The organism is Variovorax sp. 22077 (assembly GCF_052044195.1).
In the GTDB taxonomy this organism is placed as follows: domain Bacteria; phylum Pseudomonadota; class Gammaproteobacteria; order Burkholderiales; family Burkholderiaceae_C; genus Variovorax; species Variovorax atrisoli.
Genome location: NZ_JBQEQC010000022.1, coordinates 98677 through 121986 on the forward strand (window position 1 = coordinate 98677; position 23310 = coordinate 121986).

The window sequence follows — 23310 nt, forward strand, 5'->3', positions numbered from 1 at the left end:
CCTGCAATCTCCAACAAGGACCCGATTCATGGACCTCCAACTCCAGGACCAGCACGTACTCGTCACCGGCGGCAGCAAGGGCATCGGCCTGGCCTGCGCCCTCGGCTTCCTGCGCGAAGGTGCGCGCGTGAGCCTCGTCTCGCGCGACCTCGCCAACCTGGAACAGGGCCGCAAGACCCTGCTCGAATCGTTCGCGCAGGCCGAAGGCCGCGTCTCCATCCACGCCGCCGACCTCAAGGACCCCGCCGGCGCCGTTGCCGCCCTCGACGCCGCCGAAAAGGCATTCGGCCCCGTCGACGTCCTCGTCAATTCCGCAGGCGCCGCCCGCCGCACCCCGCCCGACGACCTCACCGCCGCGTCGTGGCACGACGCCATGGACGCCAAGTACTTCACCTACATCCACATGATCGACCCGGTGGTCAAGCGCATGGGCCGTCGCGGCCGCGGCGCCATCGTCAACGTCATCGGCCAGGGCGGCAAAGTCGCCAGCCCCGTCCACATGGCCGGCGGCGCAGCCAACGCAGCCCTCATGCTCGTGAGCGCCGGCATGGCCGCCGCCTACGCCGCCAAGGGCGTGCGCGTGAACGCCGTGAACCCCGGCCTCACCCTCACCGAGCGCCTGCAGGAAGGCATGAAGGCCGACGCGAAGCTGCAGGGCATCGGCACCGACGAAGCACTGGAGCGTGCCAAGTCCAGACTGCCGCTGGGCCGCATCGCGACGCCGGAAGAAGTGGCGAACACCGTGCTGTTCCTCGCGTCGCCGAAAGCGAGCTATGTGACCGGCGCGATCGTGGCGATGGATGGTGCGGTCACGCCGATGATTTGAGGGAACAAGAAAGCACGGCGACATCAGCCGCCGCAGTCCTCACCCCAGCCCTCTCCCGCAAGCGGGAGAGGGAGCCAGGCCGAGCGAAGCAAAGGCCCGAGCGTTCCCCCTCCCCTCTGGCTGCGCTGAGGAGCGCAGCGTTTCGCGGATCAGGGCTCGCCCTTGTCTGAGCGAAGCGAGTTTGGGCGAGACCCCGCGAAACGCGAGCACCGCAGGTTGCCCCGTAGCGCAGCGAAGGGGTCGCAGACAGTGGGGTCGCCTTTCTTTTGCCTACTTTTCTTTGGCGAAGCAAAGAAAAGTAGGTCGGCCGCCGGGCCGAGTCCCGGCCCCGGGAAACAACCTCACCCCGCCCCCAACAACCCCTCGAACTTCACGGCAAGAAATTCGACAAACGCCCGAACCCGAGCCGGCACAAACCTCCCACTAGGCAACAAGGCATGCAACGGATAAGGCTCAGTCTCCCAATCCGCCAACAGCTGCACCAACCGCCCTTCCCGAATGTCATTGCGCACATCCAGCGCAGACTTCAGAGAAATCCCATACCCCGCCACAGTCCACTCCCGCGCCAGCGAGGCATCGTCGACGCTGCGGTTCCCATTCACCCGCACCTCCGTCCACTGCCCGTTCTGCGCAAACCGCCACAGCCGGTGCCGCCGCCCCGACCGATTGAAGATCAGGCAGTTGTGGTGCACCAGGTCCTGCGGCACCCGGGGCGCCGGATGCCGCCGCAGGTAGTCGGGTGAAGCCGTCAGCAGCGGATTGGTCAGCGCGAAGGCGCGCGCCACCAGCCGCGAATCGGCCAGCGCGCCGTAACGCAGCGCCACGTCGACCTCGTCGCGCATCACGTCCAGCGGCCGATCTCCCACCGAGAGCGACAGCTGCACGCCCGGATGCAGCGCCAGGAACTCGTCGAACCACGGCAGCAGCGTGCTGCGCGTCAGGTCCGAGGGCGAGGCCACGCGCAGGGTGCCGACCAGCTCGCCGCGATCGGCCGTGACCAGCGACTCCCCCTCGTCCAGCAGCTCGAACGCCCGCACCGCGTAGTCGAGCAGCGTCTGCCCCTGCGGCGTGAGGCGCATCGCCCGCGTCGACCGCTCGAACAGCCGCGCCCCGAGCTGCGCCTCCAGCCGCTTGAGCGTGGCGCTCGCGGCCGCCGGCGTGATGCCCAGCGCATGCGCCGCCGCGGTGAGCGTGCCGGCGCGCGCGGTGTGCACCAGCACCTGCAGGTCGGAGATATTTTCAATCTTCATTTGAAACTGTTGCTGATTTCGGCCTACTTATCAAATCAGCCTTGCGATCCTACAGTTCAGTCATCGTCACTGAAAGGTCCTCCCATGAAAGCCATCGGCTACTACCAGCCCCTTCCCATCGACAACCCCGAGTCGCTGCAGGACATCGAGCTGCCCACCCCCGTGCCCGGCGCGCGCGACCTGCTGGTGCGCGTGAAGGCGGTGTCGGTCAATCCCGTGGACACCAAGGTCCGCAAGAACGCCGCTCCCGAGGCCGGCCAGGCCAAGGTGCTGGGCTGGGACGCCGTGGGCACGGTCGAGGCCGTCGGCGCCCAGGTGAAGAACTTCAAGGTCGGCGACCGCGTGTACTACTCGGGCTCGATCATCCGTCCCGGCACCAATGCCGAGCTGCACGCGGTGGACGAGCGCATCGCGGCGCTCGCGCCCAAGAGCCTCGACGACTCGCAGGCCGCCGCGCTGCCGCTGACCACCATCACCGCCTACGAGCTGCTGTTCGACCGCCTGCGCGTGCCCAAGGGCGGCGGCGAAGGCCAGACGCTGCTGGTCACCGGTGGTGCCGGCGGCGTGGGCTCCATCCTCATCCAGCTCGCGCGCCAGCTGACGAAGCTGCGCGTGATCGCCACCGCCTCGCGCGCCGAGACGCGCGCCTGGTGCCTGGAACTGGGCGCGCACGCGGTCATCGACCACTCCAGGCCGCTGGCCGCCGAACTGAAGGCCGCCGGCATCGGCGAGGTCGACATGGTCGCCAGCCTCACGCAGACCGACCAGCACTACGCGCAGATCATCGAAAGCCTCAAGCCCCAGGGCCAGCTCGCGGTGATCGACGACATGAAGGTGCTCGACGCGATGCCGCTGAAGACCAAGTGCATCTCGCTGCACTGGGAGATGATGTTCGCGCGCTCGCGCTTCGAGACGCCCGACATCGCCGAGCAGGGCGCGCTGCTGGCCGAGGTGGCGGCGCTGGTCGACGCGGGCCGCATCCGCACCACGGCGAACGCGAGCTTCGGCACCATCAACGCCGCGAACCTGCGCCGCGCCCACGCGCTCATCGAGAGCGGCAAGGCGCAGGGCAAGGTGGTGCTGGCCGGGTTCTGAGTCAAGGCACGCGGCAGGCAGGCGCGATTGAGAGAGCCTGCCGCCGCGGGGGCTAGCGTGCAGGTCGAACACAATCGGCCGCATGACCAGAGACATCATCGAAACCGACACGACCCGCCTGCGCCTGCGCCAATGGCGCGACAGCGACCTGGCCCCCTTCTTCGAGCTCGCGTGCGACCCGCTGGTGATGGAGTTCCTGCTGCCGCTGCCCACGCGCGCCGACAGCGATGCGGCGGTGGCGCGCACACGCTCGCGCATCGCCGAGAACGGCTGGGGCTTCTGGGCGGTGGAGCACAGGGAGTCGGGCGAGTTCATGGGCTTCACCGGGCTCAACTCGCCGGCGGCCGAGCTGCCCTTCTCACCGTGCGTGGAGATCGGCTGGCGCTTCGCGCGCAGGTGGTGGGGCCATGGCTACGCGAGCGAGGCGGCACGCGCCGCGCTGCAGGTGGGCTTCGAGCAGCTCGGGTTGCAGGAGATCGTCGCCTTCACCGCATGGAACAACACCCGCTCGGCCGCGGTGATGCAGCGCATCGGAATGAAGGAAGACGTCGATGGCGCCTTCGACCACCCGCTGGTGCCCGAAGGACACGCGCTGCGCCGGCACCGGCTCTACCGCATCGCCCGGCCGCAGCGCTGAGGAACGAAGGACGACGGCTACCGCGCCTTCGACACCCGCCACACGGTGTTGCCCACGTCGTCCGCCACGATCAGCGCGCCGCTCTTGTCGAGCGCCACGCCCACGGGGCGGCCGTGGGCCTTCTCGTCGGCGCTGAGGAAGCCCGTCAGCACGTCGATGGGCGGCCCGCTGGGCTTGCCGCCGATGAAGGGCACGAACACCACCTTGTAGCCCGACTTGGGCTTGCGGTTCCATGAGCCGTGCTCGCCGATGAACACGCCGCTGGCGAACTGCTCGGGCATGCCGCCCGGACGCGAGAAGGCCATGCCCAGCGGTGCGACGTGCGAGCCGAGCGCGTAGTCAGGCGCGATGGCCTTGGCGACCATCTGCGGGTTCTGCGGCTGCACGCGCACGTCGACCACGCCGCCGTAGTAGCTCCAGGGCCAGCCGTAGAAGGCGCCGTCCTTCACCGAGGTGAGGTAGTCGGGCACGAGGTCGCTGCCGATCTCGTCGCGTTCGTTCACCACGGTCCACAGCACCTGGGTCTCGGGCTCCCAACCCATGCCGTTGGGGTTGCGCAGGCCGCTGGCGAAGAGGCGCTTCTCGCCGCTCTTGGTGTCGACCTCCCAGATGGCGGCGCGGCCCTCCTCGGCCGGCAGGCCGTTCTCGCCGATGTTGCTGTTGGAGCCGACCGTCACGTAGAGCTTGCTGCCGTCGGCGTTGGCGATGACGTTCTTGGTCCAGTGGTGGTTGATGCCGGCGGGCAGCTGCGTCACCAGCGTCGGGCTGGCGGTGATGGAGGTCTGGCCCTCGGTGTAGGGCACCTTCACCAGCGCATCGGCGTTGGCGACGAAGAGTTCGCCGCCCACCAGCACCATGCCGTAGGGCGAGCGCAGGTCGGTCATGAACACCTGCTTCACCTCGGCGACGCCGTCGCCGTCGGCGTCGCGCAGCAGGGTGATGCGGTTGGCGCTGGGCACGCCCGCGCCGGCGCGGCCCATGACCTTGCCCATGACCCAGTTGCGGATCTTGGCGATGGGACCGCTGCCGCCGTCGTTGCTGTCGGCGGGCTTGGGCGGCTTGTTGCTCTCGGCCACGAGGATGTCGCCGTTGGGCAGCGTGTAGACCCAGCGCGGATGGTCGAGGCCGCGCGCCAGCGCCGTCACCTTCAGGCCCTCGGCAGGGACGGGCGCGGCGGTGTCGGTCCAGCCGACAGCCGGCGCGACGTTGACGGTGGGAATCAGCGTCTTGTTCGGCTCGGCCAGCTGCGGGCGGGGGCCGGTGGTCAGCTCGGGCGCGAGCTTTGCCGCCTCGCCGCAGCCGGCGACGAGCAGCGCGGCGGCGAGTGCCGCGGCGGTGGCTGCGGGCCACGAAGGCGCGATGCGGGTGGGTGCTTGCTGCTGTCGTTCCATGCGTGTTCCTTTGCGCTGCGGTCGTCTGCGGCGGCGTGCCGCATGCGGCACATCTTCCCCAGGCGGGTGCACCGGGCAGTGTCGGCCGTGGGCGCTTTCTGGCGTGGGCGCACCTCATCGGCGCATCGCCGCTACCATCGCCGGATGACCGACGACCTGTTCAGCGCCGACGCCTACCTGCGCAGCTGCGACGCCCGCATCGTGCGAATCGACGACACCGGCATCGTGCTGGACCGCACGGTGTTCTATCCGCTGGGCGGCGGACAGGCCGGAGACAGCGGCGTGCTGGCCATGGCCGGCGGGCGAGAGATCGTCATCGCCGACACCCGCAAGGCCAAGGATGCGGAAGGCAAGCCGACCGACGAATTCATCCACGTGCCGGCTCCGGGACAGGAAGAGCTGCTGGCCGCGCTCAAGCCAGGCGACGCTGTCGCCGCCCGCATCGACTGGGAGCGCCGCCATCGGCTGATGCGCTTCCACACCGCCTCGCACCTGCTCTGCCACCTGGTGCCGGTCCCGGTGAACGGCTGCTCCATCACGCCCGACTACGCGCGCATCGACTTCCACATGACCGATCCGCTGGACAAGGACGCGCTGACCGCGGGCCTGGCCCGGCTGGTCGAGGCGGCCCATCCGCTGACGGTGGGCGCCATCACCGACGAGGAGCTCGACGCCAACCCCGCGCTGGTCAAGAGCATGAGCGTGCAGCCGCCGCGCGGCACGGGCACCGTTCGCACCATCCGCATCGGCGGATCGGGAGAGGGTGGGACGGCGATCGACTTCCAGCCCTGCGGCGGCACGCATGTTGCAAACACCGCCGAGATCGGGGCGGTGGTGGTCACCAAGATAGAGAAGAAGAGCGCCAGCAGCCGCCGCGTGGTGCTGGGCTGGGGTCCGCAAGCCGCCACGGCAGGCTGACGAGGCCCCGGAACTTCGCCCCCACCGATTGCTCCGACTGACGGCATGATCTTCCCGCGCATCCAATTCGCTACGCTTCTGATAGCAACAGCCGCAGCCAGCATGCCGGCCGTGGCGCAATCGACATCCGAACTGGCGTCGAAGCCGGGCGCGGTGGTCACCACCCCCCATGTGCGCGCCGAACTCGTCGCCCACGCCCCCGACGGCGTGACGCCCGGCGCCCCGGTCTGGGTCGGCCTGCAGATCGCGCACCAGCCCGAGTGGCATACCTACTGGAAGAACGCGGGCGACTCCGGCCTGCCCACCGAGATGACGTGGACGCTGCCGGCGGGCGTCTCGACCGGCGAGATCGCATGGCCGGCGCCGAAGAAGATCCCGGTCGGCAGCCTCGCCAACTACGGCTACGAGAACACCGTGCTGCTGCCGGTGCCGCTGGAGGTTTCCACGCTCTACAAGCCGCCGGTGGCGCTGGGCGGCACGCCGGCGATGGACATCCAGCTCAAGGCCTCCTGGCTGGTCTGCCGCAAGGAATGCATTCCCGAGGAGGGCACCTTCACGCTGTCCCTGCCGCTGCAGGGCTCGACCGCGCTGCACAAGGCCGAGTTCGATGCCGCCCTGGGCGCCGCCCCCCAGCCGCTGGCCAGGCCGGGCGCCGTGGAGGTCGACGGCCACAGCCTGAAGGTGCGGCTCGAGGGCCTGCCGGCCGCCGCGCAGGGCAAGACGCTGGAGTTCTTCCCCGAGACCCCCGAGGTGATCCGCACCGCCGCCGTCTCCGGCAAGGACTGGACCCAGTCCTGGCAGGGCGACACCTGGACCGCCACCGTGCCGCTGGCCGACCAGCGCAGCGCCAGCCCCACCGTCATGCCGGTGGTGGTGACGCTGCCCGAGGCCGACCGCCAGGCCGGCCAGCCGGTGGCGTGGCGCGCCGAGGCGCCTGTCTCGGGCGCGTGGCCCTCGGCCGTCGCATCGCGCGCTGCCGAGGTGTCTCCGGCGCTGCAGGCGGCGCTCGCGGCCAACGCCGCGAATGCCGCGGCAACGAAGGCCGGCGACCTGCCCGCCCCCTCCACCACCACTTTCATGGCCGCGCTTCTGGGCGCCCTGCTCGGCGGCCTGCTGCTGAACCTGATGCCCTGCGTGTTCCCGATCCTCGCGATCAAGGTGCTGGGCTTCGCGCGGCAGGCCGGCAACGCCAGCGCGCACCGCAAGGCCGGGCTGGCCTACACGGGCGGCGTGATGCTGTCCTTCCTCGCGCTCGGCGGCGGCATGCTCGCGCTGCGTGCGGCGGGCGCCGGGCTGGGCTGGGGCTTCCAGCTGCAGTCGCCGGGCGTGGTGGCGGCGCTGGCGGCACTGTTCACGCTGATCGGGCTGAACCTCGCGGGCGTGTTCGAGTTCGGCCGCGCCGCGCCCTCTTCGGTGTGCAGCGCGCAGGCCAAGCATCCGCTGGCCAACGACTTCCTCTCGGGCGTGCTCGCGGTGGTCATCGCATCGCCCTGCTCCGCGCCGTTCATGGGCGCATCGCTGGGCTTCGCCATCGGACTGCCGGCCGCCCAGGCGCTGCTGCTTTTCGCGGCGCTGGGCTTCGGGCTGGCGCTGCCGTACCTCGTGGCCGGCTTCGTGCCCGCCGTGGCCTACCTGCTGCCCAAGCCGGGGCCGTGGATGGGCACGCTGCGCCGCCTGCTCGCATTCCCGATGTTCGCCACCGTGGCGTGGCTGGTGTGGGTGCTGGGCCAGCAAAGCGGCATCGACGGCGCGGGCACGCTGCTGGCGCTGCTGGTGTGCATGGCCGCGATCGTCTGGGCGCTCACGCTGCGCGGGCGCACGCGGATGGTGATCGCCGGCGTGCTGATCGCCTTCACCGCCGTGCTCACCGCCGCCATCGGCCGCAACGTGCTGCAGGTGGTGGAGCCCGCGAAGCTGGCATCGGCCGCCACGAAGGACGGCGTCGGCCAGCGCTGGCAGCCCTGGTCCGCCGAGCGCGTGGCGCAGCTGTCGGGCGAGGGCCGGCCGGTGTTCATCGACTTCACCGCCGCCTGGTGCGTGACCTGCCAGTACAACAAGAAGAGCACCCTGTCCGACGAGAAGGTGCTGGCCGACTTCGACGCCAAGAAGGTCGCGATGCTGCGCGCCGACTGGACCCGCCGCGACCCGGCCATCACCGCCGCGCTCACCGCGCTGGGCCGAAGCGGCGTGCCGGTGTACGTGCTGCAGGCGCCGGGCAAGCCCCCGGTCGTGCTGACGGAGATACTGGGTAAGGACGAGGTCCGCGCCGCCATCGCCGCCCTTTGACCACCGGCGTGACATGGGTTGTCACAAGCACTTGAAGAAACCGTTCTAAGCTGCAGTTGTTGTTTGGAATTTTGTTTTGGAGTTCAAGCTGGCCATGTCTCTCTCGCCAACCGCCGACTCGCGTTCCTTCCGTGCCGCGCGCAATGCCCGCGCCGCCCTGAGCCGGGCCTCCCGCCGTGCCGTCGTCGCCGCCGCAGTGGCGCTCGGCGCCACCTTCCTGATGGGCAACAACGCCGCCGCAGCGCCCACGGTGGGCCAGCAGGCGCCAGATTTCGTCGCGGTCGACACCACCGGCGCCAAGCACAAGCTGTCCGATTTCGCGGGCAAGTTCGTGGTGCTCGAGTGGACCAACCCCGGCTGCCCCTTCGTGCGCAAGCACTATGGCAGCGGCAACATGCCCGCCACGCAGAAGGCCGCCACCGACAAGGGCGTGGTGTGGCTGGCCATCAATTCCACCGAGCGCGCCGCCACCGACTACCTCAAGCCCGAGGCGCTGGACGCCTGGATGAAGTCGCAGAAGGCCGCGCCCACCGCCGTACTGATGGACGAGGACGGCGTCATCGGCCAAGTCTACGGCGCGCGCACAACCCCGCACATCTTCATCATCGACCCCAAGGGCGTGCTGGTTTACGCGGGCGGCATCGACAGCATCGCCTCGGCGCGGGCGGACGACATCAAGACCGCGACCAACTACGTGAACCAGGCCCTGGGCGAGGCCTTCGGAGGCAGGCCGATCTCGGCGGCCACCACGCGGCCGTACGGCTGCTCGATCAAGTACAAGGCCTGACGCCGCCGGGATGAGCGAGATCCGGGGCACGGCCGGCTACGGCGCCAATGCCGCGGCGCTGGCGCAGCAGTACGAGAGCCTGCGCTTCGAAGACGTGCACCGCGAGGTGCTGCACCTGTTGCCTGCCGCACCGGCGCGCGTGCTCGACATCGGCGCGGGCTCCGGGCGCGATGCCGCGGCGCTGGCCGCGCGGGGGCACCGGGTGGTGGCGGTCGAGCCCACGGCACAGCTGCGCGCCGAGGGCATGCGCCGCCATGCCGATTTGCCCATCGAGTGGATCGACGACCACCTGCCCGGCCTGCACCGCACCCTGACGCTGGGCATTCGCCACGACCTGGTCCTGCTGACCGCCGTCTGGATGCACCTGGACGCCGCCGAGCGCGCCGCAGCGATGCAGGCTCTCGCGGGGCTGGTGGCCGAGGGCGGCCAGGTCGCGATGTCGCTGCGCCACGGCCCGGTGCCCGAGGGACGGCGCATGTTCGAGGTCTCGGCCGAGGAAACGGCCGAACTCGCCGGCCGTCACGGGCTGCTGCCGCGCTTCCTCGCGCAGCGCGAGGACATGCTCGGGCGCGCCGACGTGCGCTGGAGCTTCCTGGTCCTGCAGCGCCCCGCCTGAGGGACATCGATGCCGGTGACAGCTACCTGACCAGCGCAGTCAGGTTGCGGTCGGGAAGCCCGGCCTACGCTTGGGCGCACACATCGCCAGAACCGCCCAAGGGGACAACTAGATGAATCCTGCGCCCAGCGCCGCGCAATCGGGCACAGCCGCCCACGCCTCCACCGCTTCCTCCTCCAAGTTCGCCACCGTCCTGCGCGTGACCGGCGGCAACTTCATGGAGATGTTCGACTTCTTCCTGTTCGGCTTCTACGCCACGCAGATCTCGAAGGCCTTCTTCCCGTCGGGCAACGAGTTCGCCTCGCTGATGCTGACCTTCATGACCTTCGGCGCCGGCTTCCTGATGCGGCCCCTGGGCGCGATCTTCCTGGGCGCGTACGTCGACCGCGTCGGCCGCCGCCAGGGCCTGATCGTCACGCTGGCGCTGATGGCGCTGGGCACGCTGCTGATCGCCTGCGTGCCCTCGTACGCCACCATCGGCCTCGCGGCCCCGGTGCTGGTGCTGGTCGGCCGGCTGCTGCAGGGCTTCTCGGCCGGCGTGGAGCTCGGCGGGGTGTCGGTGTACCTGTCGGAGATGGCCACGCCGGGCCACAAGGGCTTCTACGTGAGCTGGCAGTCGGCCAGCCAGCAGGTGGCCATCGTCGTGGCGGCCGCGCTCGGCTACTGGCTCAACGTGACCTTCACGCCGCAGGAGATCGGCGACTTCTACTGGCGCATCCCCTTCTTCGTGGGCTGCCTGATCGTGCCGGTGCTCTTCATCATCCGCCGCTCGCTGCAGGAGACCGAGGAGTTCATGGCGCGCAAGCACCGCCCCGACGCGCGCGAGATCTTCCGCTCGATGATCGCCAACTGGGGCCTCGTCATCGCCGGGATGATGCTGGTGTCGATGACGACCGTGTCGTTCTACCTGATCACCGTCTACACGCCGACCTTCGGCAAGGCCGTGCTGCACCTGAGCACCACCGACGCCCTGATCGTCACGCTGTGCGTGGCCATCTCCAACTTCATCTGGCTGCCGATCATGGGCGCGCTGTCCGACCGCGTGGGCCGCAAGCCGCTGCTGATCGTCTTCACGGTGCTGACCATCCTCACCGCCTATCCCGCGCTCAAGTGGCTGGTCGGCGAGCCGAGCTTCGCGCGCATGCTCGCGGTCGAGCTGTGGCTGTCGTTCCTGTACGCCAGCTACAACGGCGCGATGGTGGTCGCGCTCACCGAGGTGATGCCCGTCAACGTGCGCACCGCCGGCTTCTCGCTGGCCTACAGCCTGGCCACCGCGATCTTCGGCGGCTTCACGCCGGCCATCGCCACGGGCCTGATCGAGATGACCGGCGACAAGGGCGCGCCGGGCCTGTGGATGACGGGCGCAGCCATCTGCGGCCTGATCGCCACACTGGTGCTGTACCGCCGCAAGGTGGACGCGGCCGACGCCACGCGCGTGCCGGTGGTCTGAGCGGCCGCTACCAGCTGCCGGAGGCCCCGCCTCCGCTGCTGGAGCCCCCGCCGCCGGACGAGGAGCTGTCCGACGACGAACTGCTGCTGCTCGAAGAACTGCTCGACGAGCCGCTGCTCCAGCCGCTGTCCGAGCTATCGTCGTCGCCGTCCCCCGAGCCCGTGCCGAAGATCGGGAAGACGAACATGAACAGCAGCGCGACGACGGTCGCGATGGCCACCGGAATCCACATTTCGCCGGGGAAGGGTCCGGGCCTGGTGATCGCGACCGCCGCGCCGGCCACGCCCAGCACGACGACCCAGCGGACCACGAAGCCCAGCACGCTGCCGTCGCGCCAGGTGTTGCGGATGCCGAAGACGATGACCGTGACCAGAAGGCCCGCGCCGCCGATCGCCAGCGCCCACAGGAAGCCCGGCCAGAACACGTCGCCGCCGACCATGAAGCCGATGCAGGTCAAGGCGGCGATCACCGCGGCGATGCCGCCGAGCACATAGGCCACCTCCTTCACGCGCGCGCACAGGTAGCCGAGCCCGTAGAGGAAGAGCGCCGGAATGGCCAGGAAGCCCGCCATGAACGGGTTCAGCAGCAGGGCCGCCCCGCCCAGCGGACCCGCGCCGACCAGGCCGAGCACGAGCCGCCAGTCGCGCGGCTTGCGCGGCTCTTCGGGCTCGATGTCCTGCAGCGCCTCGGCCCAGGGCTCGGGCCGCTGGAGGCGGCGCCCGCGCTTGCCCGAACGCTTGCCCCGCACAGGGGGCCGCGAGGTGCGTCGCCGCGTGGGGACGAGCGGCCCCGCGCCCAGTCCATGCCATGCACCCACGCCGATGCTCCACAGCATCACGCCGAGGAAGGCCTTCCCCTCCGGCGTGAGGCCGCCGCCGGATTCCTTCGGCTCGCGCACGGCTTCCTCATCCACCGGCAGCGGCGCGGACGAGGTGTCCGATGCGAGCGTGTCGGGCCATGACTGCGCCGCTGCCGCCGGCGCACCGATCAGCTGCGAGAGCGCACGCACTGCCGCCTGCAGGCCGGCCGCGTAGTCGCCATTGCGAAAGCGCGGCGCCATCTCCCGGTCGATGATGGCGGCGGCCTGGATGTCGGTGATCGCGCCCTCCAGGCCCGAGCCCACCTCGATGCGCATCTTGCGATCCTTCAACGCGACGAGCACCAGCACGCCGTCGTTCTCGTCCTTGCGGCCCAGCTTCCAGCGCGCGAACACGCGCGTGGCGTATTGCTCGATCGACTCCTGTCCGGTCGTCGGCACGACCAGCACCGCGAGCTGCGCCTGCGTGCTGCTCTCGAGCTCGGAAATCTCCTGGCGCAGCGCATCGGCTTCCTGCGCGCCCAGCGTGTTCGTGAGATCGACCACGCGCGTCTTCATCGGCGGCACGGGCACCGGGCTCGTCCTGGACTGCGCGAAGGCCGGGCATGCGCAGGCCGCGATGAAGACGAAGAAAAGGAAGCAGAGGCACGCCCAGCGCTTCAACGGCCTCTTGCCGGCATTCGCCTGTGCTTGCGGTGCGAATGCGCAGGACTCGGAGTCTGTAAGGAGCATGAGGGCAGGATAACCCCTGCCCCCTGCTGCCCCTGCGCCCCTTCGCGGCGCGATCTCAACCGGACTGCGCGACGGCCACGGTCTTCGGCTCCAGGAAAGCCTCCATGCCGAAGAGCCCGAACTCCCTGCCGATGCCCGACTGCTTCACGCCGCCGAAGGGCGCGCTGAGCTCGGGCGTGACGCGGTTGACCAGCACCGTGCCGGCGCGCAGCCGCGAGGCCACACGCAGTGCGCGCTGCGGCTGCGACGAGAAGACGTAGGCCTGCAGGCCGTAGGGCGAGTCGTTCGCGATCTCCAGCGCATCGTCCTCGCCGTCGTAGCCGATCACCGAGAGCACCGGTCCGAAGATCTCCTCGCGCGCGATGTCCATGTCGTTGCGCACGCCCGCGAACACGGTGGGCCGCACGAACCAGCCCTTGTCGAAGCCTTCCGGGCGGCCTTCGCCTCCGGCCACCAGCGTCGCGCCCTCCTCGAGCCCGCGGCGGATGAACCGCTGCACCCGCTCGAACTGCGCCTTGCTCGCCAGCGGACCGACCGCGGTGGCGGGGTCGCGCGGGTCGCCGACGCGCATGGCTTTGGTCGACGCGCGCAAGAGCTCGATGGCCTGCGCCATCCGCGCATTCGGAATCAGCAGGCGCGTGCCCGCCACGCAGGCCTGTCCGTTGTTCATGAAGGCCGCGCCCAGCGCCATGGGCAGCACCGTGGCCAGATCGGCATCGTCCAGCACCACGGTGGCCGACTTGCCCGAGAGCGCGAGGCTCACGCGCTTGAGCGTGTCCAGGCCCGCGCGTGCGATGAGCTTGCCGGTGGCGGTCGAACCGGTGAAGGAGATCTTGGCGACGGCCGGATGGGTGGCGAGCTCGTCGCCCACGTCGCCGCCGCGCCCGAGCAGCACGTTGACGGCGCCCGCCGGCAGGCCCGCCTCGTGCAGCGCCTCGGTCACGACCCGCGCCTGCAGCGGGCTGAACTCGCTGGGCTTGATCACCGACGCGCAGCCCGCGGCGACGGTCGATGCAAGCTTGCTGCAGATGCTTCCGGCGGTGCTGTTCCATGGCGCGATGAGGCCCGCGACGCCGACCGGCTCCATGCGCACGACGGCATCGCCCATGCGCCGCTCGAAGTCATAGCCCTCCAGCACGCGCGCCGTGTCGGCGAAGCATTGCGAGGCGTAGTTGCTGACCCATCGCGAACGGGCCAGCGGGCCGCCGTATTCCTCGATGGTGGCTTCGCAGATCTGCTCGGTGCGCGCCAGCACGGCGGCCTCGAGGCGCCTGAGCATGTCGATGCGCTGCGTCCTGGTGCTGCCGGCCATCGCCGGCTGTGCCCGGCTCGCGGCCTCGATCGCGCGCTTCGCGTCGTCTCGGTTCGCCAGCGTCACGGTGCCGATCGGCTGCTCGGTGGCCGGATCGACGAGTTCCAGCCGCTCGCTGCCCTGCACGGGCACGAAGGCGCCGTCGATGTAGGCCTGTTGGATGTTCCACATGGTCGTCGCTCCTGCGCTCAGGGTAGTGCCAGCTTTAACCGCGCGCGGCGTCGATCACCGCCTTTGCGAAAGCCTCGGGCGCCTCCTGCGGCAGGTTGTGGCCGATGCCGCCGCTGACCAGCCGGTGCTCGTAGCGCCCCGAGAACTTCTTCGCATAGGCGCCGGGCTCCGGATGCGGAGCGCCGTTGGCGTCGCCTTCGAGCGTGATGGTCGGCACGCCGATCACCGGGGCCTTGGCAAGCCGGTCCTCCAGCGCCTGGTACTTCGCCTCCCCCTCGACCAGGCCGAGACGCCAGCGGTAGTTGTGGACCGTGATCGCGACGTGGTCGGGGTTGTCGAGCGCCACCGCGCTGCGATCGAAGGTGGCGGCGTCGAAGTTCCACTTGGGCGACGCCGTCTGCCAGATGAGCTTCGCGAAGTCGTGGCGGTTCTTCTCGTAGCCGGCGCGGCCGCGCTCGGTCGCGAAGTAGTACTGGTACCACCACTGCAGTTCGGCCTGCGGCGGCAGCGGCACCTTGCCGGCCTCCTGGCTGCCGATGAGGTAGCCGCTCACCGAGACCAGCGCCTTCACGCGCTGCGGCCACAGCGCGGCCATGATGCAGGCGGTGCGCGCGCCCCAGTCGCAGCCGGCGACGGTGGCGACCTGGATCTTCAGCGCATCCATCAGCGCGATGATGTCCACGGCCACCACCGATTGCTGCCCGTTGCGCGGCGTGTCGGCCGACAGGAAGCGCGTGGTGCCGTAGCCGCGCAGGTACGGCACGATGATGCGGAAGCCCGCCGCCGCGAGCGCGGGCGCCACGTCGACGAACATGTGGATGTCGTAGGGCCAGCCGTGCAGCAGGATCACCGGCGCACCATCGGCCGGGCCCGCTTCGTAGTAGCCGATGTTGAGCGTGCCGGCATCGATGCTCTTGAGCGGCTCGAGGCGCCGGGACGCACCGGCGGCCTGGGCGAAGGCCGGCGTGAGTGCCGCGAGCTGGGCGGCCGCGGCGCCGAGGGCGGCGGCTGCGAGGAAGGTTCTGCGGGGCAGTTGGAGCGACGATGTCATGGGCTCTCCTGGATGGCTGGAGGTTGTGGTGGAAGGTCGATGGATCCGACTGTCACCCCTCGAACCGCCGTTCGCCCGGTCCTGCGTATCGCTCTGTATCCGCCCGCGTTTTTTCAACAAAACTTTTCGATGCCCGCACGATGCATGTCCCGGCGCAGGCGCTTTCGGGTGCTGCAAGCGCTTCGACTCACACCAGCCGCAGCCCTCCGTCGCATTCGATGACGGTGCCCGTGGTGTAGCCGTTCTCGATCAGGAACTGGATCGCATGCGCCACGTCCTGCGGCCGGCCCACGCGGCCGACGGGCAGCGTCTCGACCTGCTGGCGGAACAGGTCGTCCTTCATCGCGGCTGGCACGCGGTCCCACCAGGGCGTGTCGACCAGGCCCGGCGACACAGCGTTCACACGGCTCGGCTTCAACTCGCGCGCCAGGCTGCCCACCATGGCCTCGATCGCGCCGTTGATCGCCGCCAGCCCCGCCGTACCCGGCAGCGAGTTGCGCGCGGAAATCGCCGTCACGAAGGTCAGGCTGCCGCCCTTGCGCAGCACGCGTGCGCCGGCCTGGGCGGCCTCGAGCTGCGGCCAGAACTTGGCCTCGAAGCCGCGGCGCAGCGACTGCAGGTCGAGCTGCGCGAACTCGCCCGCGCCCTCGCCGCCGCTGAGCGTCAGCACCAAGTGGTCGATGGGGCCGGTCCTGTCGAAGAAGGCTTCGAGCGCACGCCGGTCGCAGGCGTCGAAGGCGGCGCCGCTGACGTTCGCGCCAAGCCCGCCGATCGCCTCCTGCAGCTTGCCGTTGTCGCGTCCCGTGGCGATCACGCGCGCGCCGGTCGCCGCCATGCGCCGCACGGTCTCGAGCCCCACGCCCGACGAGCCGCCGACCACCACCACCGTCTGTTGCCGTTCCTTCTGGGCCATGTCGATTCCTTTGAATGCTGGAAGAGACCTCAGGTTAGGGAGCGCGGCACTATCATTCAAATCGTTTGGAATCATGGAATACATCAACGAAAGTGATTTCAGGCGGCTCGACCTGAACCTGCTGCTGGTGTTCCACGCGCTGCTGCACGAACGCAGCGTCACGCGCGCGGCGCAGCGCCTGTTCATCGGCCAGCCTGCATTGAGCGGCGCGCTCAAGCGCCTGCGAGCCGCGCTGGGCGACGAGCTGTTTGTGCGCACGTCGCATGGCATGACGCCGACGCCCCGCGCGCTGGAGCTCGCGTGCGTCATCGAGCCGCTGCTTCTGTCGCTGCAGCAGGCGCTGCATGCGCGGCCCGCGTTCGATCCGGCGAAAGCCGAGCGTGTGTTCCGCATCGGCCTGAGCGATGTGCTCGAAGTGGCGCTGATGCCCCGGCTCATGCAGCGGCTCTCCACGGAGGCGCCGGGCGTGAGGCTGATCGCGCGCGAGGCCGACCGCACGAACGCGCCCGCCATGCTCGATGCGGCCGAGATCGAACTGGCGGCGGGCGTGTTCACCGACTGCGCCGCCTGGCACCGACAGCGCGCCTTGTTCGGCTGGCACTTCGTCTGCGTCTACAACCCCACGCTCGTGAAGCTGCGCGGCGGGAAGATCACGCTCGCCGAGTATCTGCGCCACCCGCACCTGCTGACCTCGTTCAGCGCCGACCTCAGCGGCCTCGTCGACGACCTGCTGCGCGAAAAGGGGCACACGCGCAAGGTCGTCTTTTCCAGCCGCAACTTCGCGACCAGCCCCTTCATCGTGCGGCAGATGCCCGCGATCACCACGGTGCCCACCTTCGCCGCCGCCACCTGGCGCGACGCGCTCGGGCTGGCGGTGAGCCCCCTGCCTTTCGAGACGCCGGCCTACGAGGTGTCCGTGCTGTGGGCGGCCGCGCACGACGCCGATCCGGCCCTGCAGTGGCTCATCGGCCTCGTGGCGGACGCGTTCGGCGGCAAGCCGGTTGCCTGAGAGACCAGGACACACCCCTGCGACAATCGCCGGATGCCCTTCGCCCCCCTGCAAAACGACACTTTCCTGCGAGCCTGCTGGCGCCAGGCCACCGACCACACGCCCGTCTGGCTGATGCGCCAGGCCGGCCGCTACCTGCCGGAGTACGTCGCCACCCGTGCCAAGGCGGGCAGCTTCATGGGCCTGGCCACCAACACCGGCTACGCCACCGAGGTCACGCTGCAGCCGCTGGAGCGCTATCCGCTGGACGCGGCCATCCTGTTCTCCGACATCCTGACGGTGCCCGACGCGATGGGCCTGGGCCTGTCGTTCGAGGCCGGCGAAGGCCCGCGCTTCGCCCGCCCGGTGCGCGACGAGGCCGCCGTGGGGGCGCTCGAAGTGCCCGACATGGAGAAGCTGCGCTACGTGTTCGATGCCGTGGCCTCGATCCGCAAGGCGCTGAACGGCCGCGTTCCGCTGATCGGCTTCTCGGGCAGCCCGTGGACGCTGGCCTGCTACATGGTGGAAGGCGCCGGCTCCAGCGACTACCGCCTGGTGAAGAGCATGCTCTACGGCCGTCCCGACCTCATGCACCGCCTGCTGGCCGTGAATGCCGACTCGGTGGCCGCCTACCTCAACGCCCAGATCGACGCCGGCGCGCAGGCCGTGATGATTTTCGACAGCTGGGGCGGCGTGCTGGCAGACGGCGCGTTCCAGGAATTCAGCCTCGCCTACACCGCTCGCGTGCTGGCCGGCCTCAAGCGCACCGGGGCCGACGGCCAGCCGGTGCCGCGCATCGTGTTCACCAAGGGCGGCGGCCTCTGGCTCCAGGACATGCGCGAACTCGACTGCCAGGTGCTGGGCGTCGACTGGACCGTGAACCTGGCCGCCGCGCGCCGTCAGGTCGCCGAAGGCGCCGACGGCAAGGCCAAGGCCCTGCAGGGCAACATCGACCCCAACGTGCTGTTCGCGCAGCCCGCGCAGATCGAGGCCGAAGTGGCCAAGGTGCTCGAAGCCTTCGGCAAGCCCCACGCCGACCGCACGGCCCCGGGCCCGACCCACATCTTCAACCTGGGGCACGGCATCAGCCAGTTCACGCCACCGGAGCACGTGGCGGCCCTGGTGGCCGCGGTGCACGCGAAGTCCCGGGCGATGCGGGCCTGAGATTGTTAACGGCGGGTGCCGGGCCGGCGCGGTCGCGGCAACCCGGAAGAAGCCGTCCGCAGCCGTTTGTCAAGCGCAAAAACGGTATATGCAACCCCACTTATGCACAAAACGCGTGCTGCAGTGCGCAAGATTCGCGGGTTACCCATCTTCCTTGCTTCCAAAGAGATAGCAAAGCTAAGTCGTTGATTTGTATAGGATTTGAACTTTGCATTTTTTCCGGGCAATCCAGCCGGAGCCTTGATTTTCAAGGCTTGGCAGCGTGTCGGGCCTGCTTGTCAACAAAGTTATCCACAGGAACTCTGGATGGGATCCAAAGCGCTGGAAAATCAACGACTTAAGTGGTCTTGCTCAAAGTCTCATTAACAAACCGCTCCAAGAAGGATCTCCCATCTTCCCCGCCGGCCTGCCCCTCGACGACAGCGACCAGCCGACGAACGGCGCCCCCTCGGCACTGCCGTGGCGGCTCGACATCGCCGTGCAGACGCCCGCGCACGCCGCGCTCGGCGATCTGCTGAGCTACGCGGGCGCCGAGCCGCTGCCGCCGGGCACGCTGGTGCGCGTTCCGCTGGGCAGGCGCGAGGTGCTGGGCGTGGTCTGGAACGAGCCGGTCTCGCTGGAAGGCACCGAGCCCGACATGGCGCTCAAGCCGGTAGGCGCGGCGCTCGACGCGCTGGCGCCGCTGGGCGAAGGCTGGCGCGACCTCGTGGCCTTCGCCGCGCGCTACTACCAGCGCTCGATCGGCGAGATCGCGCTCGCGGCCCTGCCGCCGCAGCTGCGCGACCTGTCGACCGCGCAGCTCGCACGCCGGCTCAAGCGCAAGAGCGCGGCCGGGCCGGTCACGCAGACGGCCGAGTCGTCGAACCCGGTGGCGCTGAGCGCGGAGCAGGCGGCCGTGCTGGCGCGCATCGACGAGGGAACGGGCACTTTCCTGCTCGCCGGCAGCACCGGCAGCGGCAAGACCGAGGTCTACCTGCGCTGCGTGGCCGACCTGCTCGCGCGCGAGCCCGAGGCGCAGGCGCTGGTGATGGTGCCCGAGATCAACCTCACGCCGCAGCTCGAGGCCCGCTTCAAGGCGCGCTTCGGCGACGAGGCGGTGGTGTCCCTGCACAGCGGCATGACCAACCCGCAGCGCCTGGCGAGCTGGCTGGCCGCGCACAGCGGTGCGGCGCGCATCGTGCTGGGCACGCGCATGGCGGTGTTCGCGTCGATCCCGGCGCTCAGGCTCATCGTGGTCGACGAGGAGCACGACCCCAGCTACAAGCAGCAGGAGGGCGCGCGCTATTCCGCACGCGACCTCGCCGTGTGGCGCGGCCAGCGCGAGAAGGCCAAGGTGATCCTGGGTTCGGCCACGCCTTCGCTCGAGAGCTGGCACCAGAGCCGCCCCGCCGAAGGCGAGGACCCGGGCGGTCGCTACGTGCGGCTGGCCATGCCCTCGCGCATCGGCGCGGGCGAGCTGCCCGCCGTGCGGCTGGTCGACATGAACCTGCAGCCGCCGAAGACGGTGATCTCGGGCGCGCTGCTCGACGCCATCGGCCAGCGCATCGCCCGCGGCGAGCAGAGCATGATCTTCCTCAACCGACGCGGCTATGCGCCGGTGCTGGCCTGCGGCGACTGCGGCTGGAAGAGCGAATGCCCGCACTGCAGCGCCTATCGCGTATTCCACAAGATCGACCGCACGCTGCGCTGCCACCACTGCGGCTTCACCGAGCGCGTGCCGCGCGCCTGCCCGGCCTGCGGCAATCCCGACATCGCACCGGTCGGCCGCGGCACCGAGCGGCTCGAGGAGCACCTGGCGGAGCTGTTCTCATCGGTGAAGCGGCCCGACGGCAGCGCGGTGCGCATCGCACGCATCGACGCCGACAGCACGAAGAAGCAGGGCGCGCTCGAATCGCAGCTCGCCGCCGTGCACGCGGGCGAGGTCGACGTGCTGGTGGGCACGCAGATGATCGCCAAGGGCCACGACTTCCGCCGCATCACGCTGGTGGCGGCGGTGAACCCCGACGGCGCGCTGTTCTCCAGCGACTTCCGCGCGCCGGAGCGGCTCTTCAGCCTGCTGATGCAGTCGGCCGGCCGCGCGGGCCGCGACGCCGCGTACCTCGCGGCGCAGGGCGCGACGGCCGAGATGTGGATCCAGACGCACCACGCGCAGCATCCGCTCTTCATGGCGCTGCGCAGGCACGACTACACCGCATTCGCCGCGCAGCAGCTCGACGAGCGCCACGCCGCCGGCATGCCGCCCTTCGCCTTCCAGGCGCTGCTGCGGGCCGACGCGCGCGAGCAGTCGGTGGCACAGGGTTTCCTGAACACGGCGGCCGACCAGGCCGAGTCGCTGCCGGGCGCCGACATCGTCACGCGCTACCCGGCAGTGCCGCTGGCGATCCAGCGCGTGGCGAACGTGGAGCGTGCGCAGATGCTGATCGAGAGCCCCTCGCGCGCCGCGCTGCAGAAGCTGCTTGCGGCATGGCAGCCGCTGCTGCACGAACTGCGGCGCACGCCCGAGGGCAAGGGGGTGATCCGCTGGCTGATCGACGTCGATCCGCACAGCATCTGACGCCGGCGGCGTCCGCAGGCCCTGAGACCGCGGTTTCAGTGGTAGCCCGTCGGCTCCTTGCCCATGTCGACATAGCGCAGTTCGTCGTGCCTGCGCCGCGCGACGCCCACCGGCCATGCGAACACCACGAGGCTCAGCGCGGCGAGCGCGATCGCGGTGGCGGTGCCGAACTTGCCGGCATGCCAGAACCAGCCGACGGCCGAGAGCCAGGCCAGCCACAGAAGGATGCGAACCAGAATTGCCATCGCGCGCCCCATTCACATCTTTGACTTGTGAACACTGTAGCAGCGCATCTGCAAACCCAAGCATTCATCTGAAGTGGTAGCCGACAGCTATGCCTTACGGCATGCCCAGGATTACCGAAAATATGTGAAAAATAAGTTGACGGCGCTCGCTGCGCTGCACAAGCTGTAAAGACGCGAACCCGCCGCGGATCGCGAACTCCAAACTGCCTCGCTACTGGTCGCAAAGGTAGGTCACCGTGAAACCGCCGTCTCTTCGTGGTTGGTCCCTCTCGCTGGCATCGGGCCCCTCCGGCCTCGTGGGCCTCCTCGGCCTCGCTATTGCCCTCGCCGCGCCGCCCGCCGCTGCGGCCGAACTGGAACTGCAGGGCAGCCGGCTCGTGGTGTCGGGCATGCTCGACGGCAGCGCGATCAAGGAATTCACCGACCGCCTGACCAGCGGAACAATCCACACCGTGGTCTTCGAGGACTCCTTCGGCGGCACCGCCGATGCGGCCGGCGCCTTTGCCGACGCGATCCGCGCGAGCGGCGTGCAGACCGAAGTGCGCGGCCAGTGCATGGCAGCCTGCGCCTACGCCTTCCTGGCCGGCAAGACCCATCGCTTCGGCTACGGCCCGCAGGTCAACGGCATCCTGCTTCCGGTGGCGCAACGCCCCACCGCCGCCGAGTTGGCCGTGCGCTGGCGCGGCGACGAGGCCCACAAGACGCTGGCCGAATTCACGCCCACCTCGGCCGTTGCCAAGCCCATCGAGACCAGCGCGGCGCCTTCTGCAGCGGGGGACGCCAAGGACAACTGGCAGCCCGACCACGGCGTGCTCTTCACCGCGAGCCCCACCCTCTTCGGCCGCATCTACAACACCTACTACTGCGACGGCACGCAGGGCCGCGACTTCTCGAAGTGCGAGCGCCTGGCCGATGCCGATCCGTTCAAGCTCGGCGTGCTAACTCCGTAGCGCGCTCACTGCCAGGGGAAAGCTCAGGAAGGCGATCACCGTCGTCCACAGGATGATGCGGGCGATGCGCCCGTTGTCCGCGCCGAAGCGCTCGGCCAACATCGACACGTTGCTCGCGCTCGGCAGAGCCGCCACCAGCACGATGACGACGAGTGCCGCGTGCGACAGCGGCAGCCCCAGCGCGATGGCGCCCCGCCCCAGCCCCCAGACCAGCAGCGGATGCACGATGAGCTTCACCGCCACCACCGGCAGCACGTCGCTCCACGGCGCCCTGGCCGCCAGCATGCGGCCGGTGGCGCCCATGGCCTCGGCCACGGCCGCACTCGCGTCGTGCTCGCGCGCCAGCAGCGCCGAGCGGGCCAGCACCGCGCCGATGGTGAAGAGCGCCACCGGCGAGGCCGCGTCGGCCAGCATGGCGACGGTCCGCTCGACGGGGCCCGGCAGCGTCCAGCGCGCGGCCGACAGCAGCACGCCCAGCAGGATCGACCACGGCATCGGGTTGACCACGATGCCGCGCAGCGCCTTGCGCGCCGCCAGCATGGCACCGTGCCGCCCGGCCTCCCCGGCCCCGTCGAGCCGCGAGAGCGCGATGCACAGCGAGGAAGTGACGACCAGGTCGAACGCGATCGTGATGATGATCGGCCCCGCCGCCTGCGCGCCGAGGATGGCCACCAGCAGCGGCACGCCCATGAAGCCGGTGTTCGGGAACGCGGCCACCAGCGCGCCGAAGGCGGCGTCGTTCCAGCCCACGCGCGCATTCCGCGTGAAGGCCACCACGCCCGCCACCACCGCCAGCGCGCAGATGCCCCAAACCAGTGCGACGCTGCCGTCCAGCAGCTGACCGATGGGCGTTCCGGCCCCGAAGCGCAGCAGCATGCACGGCAGCGCGAAATACAGCACGAAGGTGTTGAGGCCGGGAATGGCGTCCAGCGGCAGGATGCGGGCGCGCGCCGCGCCGTGGCCGGCCGCGATCAGCGCGAAGAAAGGGAAAGTAACAAGGAATACAGCCAGCACACCCCATTGTCGTTGCCTGCTGCCGGGGGATGCATCGGCGTTGCGCGCCTACAGCCGCAAAAGCGCCGGCCCCGTATCATTGCCCGCTTTGCGCCGGCCGTTCCCCACGGCGTTTGCGGCGGCACTTTCCGGCTTCCTCGGTT

General features: G+C 69.9%; 20 protein-coding genes. 12 read left to right on the plus strand and 8 right to left on the minus strand.

Features of this window, described 5'->3' with window-relative positions; genetic code table 11:
• Window positions 1-28 precede the first annotated feature (28 nt).
• Complete coding sequence (locus tag ACTJLF_RS26645) at window positions 29-826, plus strand: SDR family oxidoreductase (protein ID WP_019656821.1); 798 nt, start codon at window positions 29-31, stop codon at window positions 824-826.
• Between the two features lie 341 nt (window positions 827-1167).
• Here the strand turns inward: ACTJLF_RS26645 and ACTJLF_RS26650 are convergent, their stop codons facing one another.
• Window positions 1168-2076, minus strand: coding sequence for a LysR family transcriptional regulator (locus tag ACTJLF_RS26650; protein ID WP_132752113.1), 909 nt, complete (start codon window positions 2074-2076; stop codon window positions 1168-1170).
• An 84-nt stretch (window positions 2077-2160) separates the two neighbouring features.
• Here ACTJLF_RS26650 and ACTJLF_RS26655 point away from each other — a divergent pair, with 84 nt between their 5' ends.
• Window positions 2161-3171 carry a zinc-binding alcohol dehydrogenase family protein gene (locus ACTJLF_RS26655; RefSeq protein ID WP_132752112.1) on the plus strand — a complete coding sequence of 337 codons (1011 nt, stop codon included), beginning with the start codon at window positions 2161-2163 and terminating at the stop codon, window positions 3169-3171.
• 82 nt (window positions 3172-3253) lie between these two features.
• On the plus strand, window positions 3254-3808 hold the full coding sequence (locus ACTJLF_RS26660; protein WP_132802175.1) for a GNAT family N-acetyltransferase: 555 nt from the start codon (window positions 3254-3256) through the stop codon (window positions 3806-3808).
• Between the two features lie 17 nt (window positions 3809-3825).
• On the opposite strand, the gene ACTJLF_RS26665 is transcribed toward ACTJLF_RS26660, so the two are convergent.
• Window positions 3826-5199, minus strand: coding sequence for a PQQ-dependent sugar dehydrogenase (locus ACTJLF_RS26665; protein ID WP_440884241.1), 1374 nt, complete (start codon window positions 5197-5199; stop codon window positions 3826-3828).
• A 144-nt stretch (window positions 5200-5343) separates the two neighbouring features.
• Here ACTJLF_RS26665 and ACTJLF_RS26670 point away from each other — a divergent pair, with 144 nt between their 5' ends.
• The 5 genes from ACTJLF_RS26670 to ACTJLF_RS26690 all read left to right on the plus strand — a co-directional run bounded on the left by ACTJLF_RS26670 (window position 5344) and on the right by ACTJLF_RS26690 (window position 11256).
• Window positions 5344-6117 carry an alanyl-tRNA editing protein gene (locus ACTJLF_RS26670; protein WP_440884242.1) on the plus strand — a complete coding sequence of 258 codons (774 nt, stop codon included), beginning with the start codon at window positions 5344-5346 and terminating at the stop codon, window positions 6115-6117.
• 102 nt (window positions 6118-6219) lie between these two features.
• Entirely contained in the window at window positions 6220-8403 is a 2184-nt protein-coding gene (locus ACTJLF_RS26675; RefSeq protein WP_440884264.1) for a protein-disulfide reductase DsbD family protein, read from the plus strand.
• Window positions 8404-8497: 94 nt separating this feature from the next.
• The gene (locus tag ACTJLF_RS26680) at window positions 8498-9190 is read left to right on the plus strand and encodes a thioredoxin family protein (protein ID WP_184604932.1); all 693 of its coding nucleotides are present in this window, start codon (window positions 8498-8500) and stop codon (window positions 9188-9190) included.
• Between the two features lie 10 nt (window positions 9191-9200).
• Window positions 9201-9806: a class I SAM-dependent methyltransferase gene (locus ACTJLF_RS26685; protein ID WP_440884243.1), complete on the plus strand. Its 606-nt coding sequence runs from the start codon at window positions 9201-9203 to the stop codon at window positions 9804-9806.
• 112 nt (window positions 9807-9918) lie between these two features.
• On the plus strand, window positions 9919-11256 hold the full coding sequence (locus ACTJLF_RS26690) for an MFS transporter (RefSeq protein ID WP_019658295.1): 1338 nt from the start codon (window positions 9919-9921) through the stop codon (window positions 11254-11256).
• A gap of 7 nt (window positions 11257-11263) precedes the next feature.
• On the opposite strand, the gene ACTJLF_RS26695 is transcribed toward ACTJLF_RS26690, so the two are convergent.
• From ACTJLF_RS26695 to ACTJLF_RS26710, 4 genes are all read right to left on the minus strand, one after another.
• On the minus strand, window positions 11264-12736 hold the full coding sequence (locus ACTJLF_RS26695) for a TPM domain-containing protein (RefSeq protein WP_440884244.1): 1473 nt from the start codon (window positions 12734-12736) through the stop codon (window positions 11264-11266).
• Window positions 12737-12860: 124 nt separating this feature from the next.
• Complete coding sequence (locus ACTJLF_RS26700; RefSeq protein WP_440884245.1) at window positions 12861-14288, minus strand: aldehyde dehydrogenase family protein; 1428 nt, start codon at window positions 14286-14288, stop codon at window positions 12861-12863.
• Between the two features lie 34 nt (window positions 14289-14322).
• Complete coding sequence (locus ACTJLF_RS26705) at window positions 14323-15339, minus strand: alpha/beta fold hydrolase (RefSeq protein WP_440884246.1); 1017 nt, start codon at window positions 15337-15339, stop codon at window positions 14323-14325.
• Window positions 15340-15526: 187 nt separating this feature from the next.
• The gene (locus tag ACTJLF_RS26710) at window positions 15527-16252 is read right to left on the minus strand and encodes an SDR family oxidoreductase (RefSeq protein WP_440884247.1); all 726 of its coding nucleotides are present in this window, start codon (window positions 16250-16252) and stop codon (window positions 15527-15529) included.
• A gap of 73 nt (window positions 16253-16325) precedes the next feature.
• Here ACTJLF_RS26710 and ACTJLF_RS26715 point away from each other — a divergent pair, with 73 nt between their 5' ends.
• From ACTJLF_RS26715 to ACTJLF_RS26725, 3 genes are all read left to right on the plus strand, one after another.
• On the plus strand, window positions 16326-17261 hold the full coding sequence (locus ACTJLF_RS26715) for a LysR family transcriptional regulator (RefSeq protein WP_440884248.1): 936 nt from the start codon (window positions 16326-16328) through the stop codon (window positions 17259-17261).
• A 33-nt stretch (window positions 17262-17294) separates the two neighbouring features.
• The gene (hemE, locus tag ACTJLF_RS26720; RefSeq protein WP_019658300.1) at window positions 17295-18404 is read left to right on the plus strand and encodes a uroporphyrinogen decarboxylase; all 1110 of its coding nucleotides are present in this window, start codon (window positions 17295-17297) and stop codon (window positions 18402-18404) included.
• A 478-nt stretch (window positions 18405-18882) separates the two neighbouring features.
• On the plus strand, window positions 18883-20958 hold the full coding sequence (locus ACTJLF_RS26725) for a primosomal protein N' (RefSeq protein ID WP_440884249.1): 2076 nt from the start codon (window positions 18883-18885) through the stop codon (window positions 20956-20958).
• Between the two features lie 35 nt (window positions 20959-20993).
• On the opposite strand, the gene ACTJLF_RS26730 is transcribed toward ACTJLF_RS26725, so the two are convergent.
• Window positions 20994-21203, minus strand: coding sequence for a hypothetical protein (locus ACTJLF_RS26730; RefSeq protein ID WP_026346831.1), 210 nt, complete (start codon window positions 21201-21203; stop codon window positions 20994-20996).
• A 236-nt stretch (window positions 21204-21439) separates the two neighbouring features.
• Between ACTJLF_RS26730 and ACTJLF_RS26735 the strand changes: the two genes are divergently transcribed.
• Window positions 21440-22153, plus strand: a complete 714-nt coding sequence (locus ACTJLF_RS26735; protein ID WP_416489612.1) for a hypothetical protein — start codon at window positions 21440-21442, stop codon at window positions 22151-22153.
• Here ACTJLF_RS26735 and ACTJLF_RS26740 read toward each other — a convergent pair.
• A complete protein-coding gene (locus tag ACTJLF_RS26740) occupies window positions 22142-23167 on the minus strand; it encodes an AEC family transporter (RefSeq protein WP_440884250.1) in 1026 nt (341 codons plus the stop codon). The two genes, ACTJLF_RS26735 and ACTJLF_RS26740, sit on opposite strands and share 12 nt — an antisense overlap.
• Between the last annotated feature and the right edge of the window lie 143 nt (window positions 23168-23310).

Coding starts and splice junctions, on each gene's coding strand:
- ACTJLF_RS26645 (WP_019656821.1), top strand. CDS start 29: ATGGACCTCCAACTCCAGGACCAGCACGTACTCGTCACCGGCGGCAGC.
- ACTJLF_RS26685 (WP_440884243.1), top strand. CDS start 9,201: ATGAGCGAGATCCGGGGCACGGCCGGCTACGGCGCCAATGCCGCGGCG.
- hemE (WP_019658300.1), top strand. CDS start 17,295: ATGCCCTTCGCCCCCCTGCAAAACGACACTTTCCTGCGAGCCTGCTGG.
- ACTJLF_RS26675 (WP_440884264.1), top strand. CDS start 6,220: ATGCCGGCCGTGGCGCAATCGACATCCGAACTGGCGTCGAAGCCGGGC.
- ACTJLF_RS26660 (WP_132802175.1), top strand. CDS start 3,254: ATGACCAGAGACATCATCGAAACCGACACGACCCGCCTGCGCCTGCGC.
- ACTJLF_RS26715 (WP_440884248.1), top strand. CDS start 16,326: ATGGAATACATCAACGAAAGTGATTTCAGGCGGCTCGACCTGAACCTG.
- ACTJLF_RS26655 (WP_132752112.1), top strand. CDS start 2,161: ATGAAAGCCATCGGCTACTACCAGCCCCTTCCCATCGACAACCCCGAG.
- ACTJLF_RS26670 (WP_440884242.1), top strand. CDS start 5,344: ATGACCGACGACCTGTTCAGCGCCGACGCCTACCTGCGCAGCTGCGAC.
- ACTJLF_RS26665 (WP_440884241.1), bottom strand. CDS start 5,199: ATGGAACGACAGCAGCAAGCACCCACCCGCATCGCGCCTTCGTGGCCC.
- ACTJLF_RS26650 (WP_132752113.1), bottom strand. CDS start 2,076: ATGAAGATTGAAAATATCTCCGACCTGCAGGTGCTGGTGCACACCGCG.
- ACTJLF_RS26680 (WP_184604932.1), top strand. CDS start 8,498: ATGTCTCTCTCGCCAACCGCCGACTCGCGTTCCTTCCGTGCCGCGCGC.
- ACTJLF_RS26690 (WP_019658295.1), top strand. CDS start 9,919: ATGAATCCTGCGCCCAGCGCCGCGCAATCGGGCACAGCCGCCCACGCC.
- ACTJLF_RS26710 (WP_440884247.1), bottom strand. CDS start 16,252: ATGGCCCAGAAGGAACGGCAACAGACGGTGGTGGTGGTCGGCGGCTCG.
- ACTJLF_RS26705 (WP_440884246.1), bottom strand. CDS start 15,339: ATGACATCGTCGCTCCAACTGCCCCGCAGAACCTTCCTCGCAGCCGCC.
- ACTJLF_RS26700 (WP_440884245.1), bottom strand. CDS start 14,288: ATGTGGAACATCCAACAGGCCTACATCGACGGCGCCTTCGTGCCCGTG.
- ACTJLF_RS26730 (WP_026346831.1), bottom strand. CDS start 21,203: ATGGCAATTCTGGTTCGCATCCTTCTGTGGCTGGCCTGGCTCTCGGCC.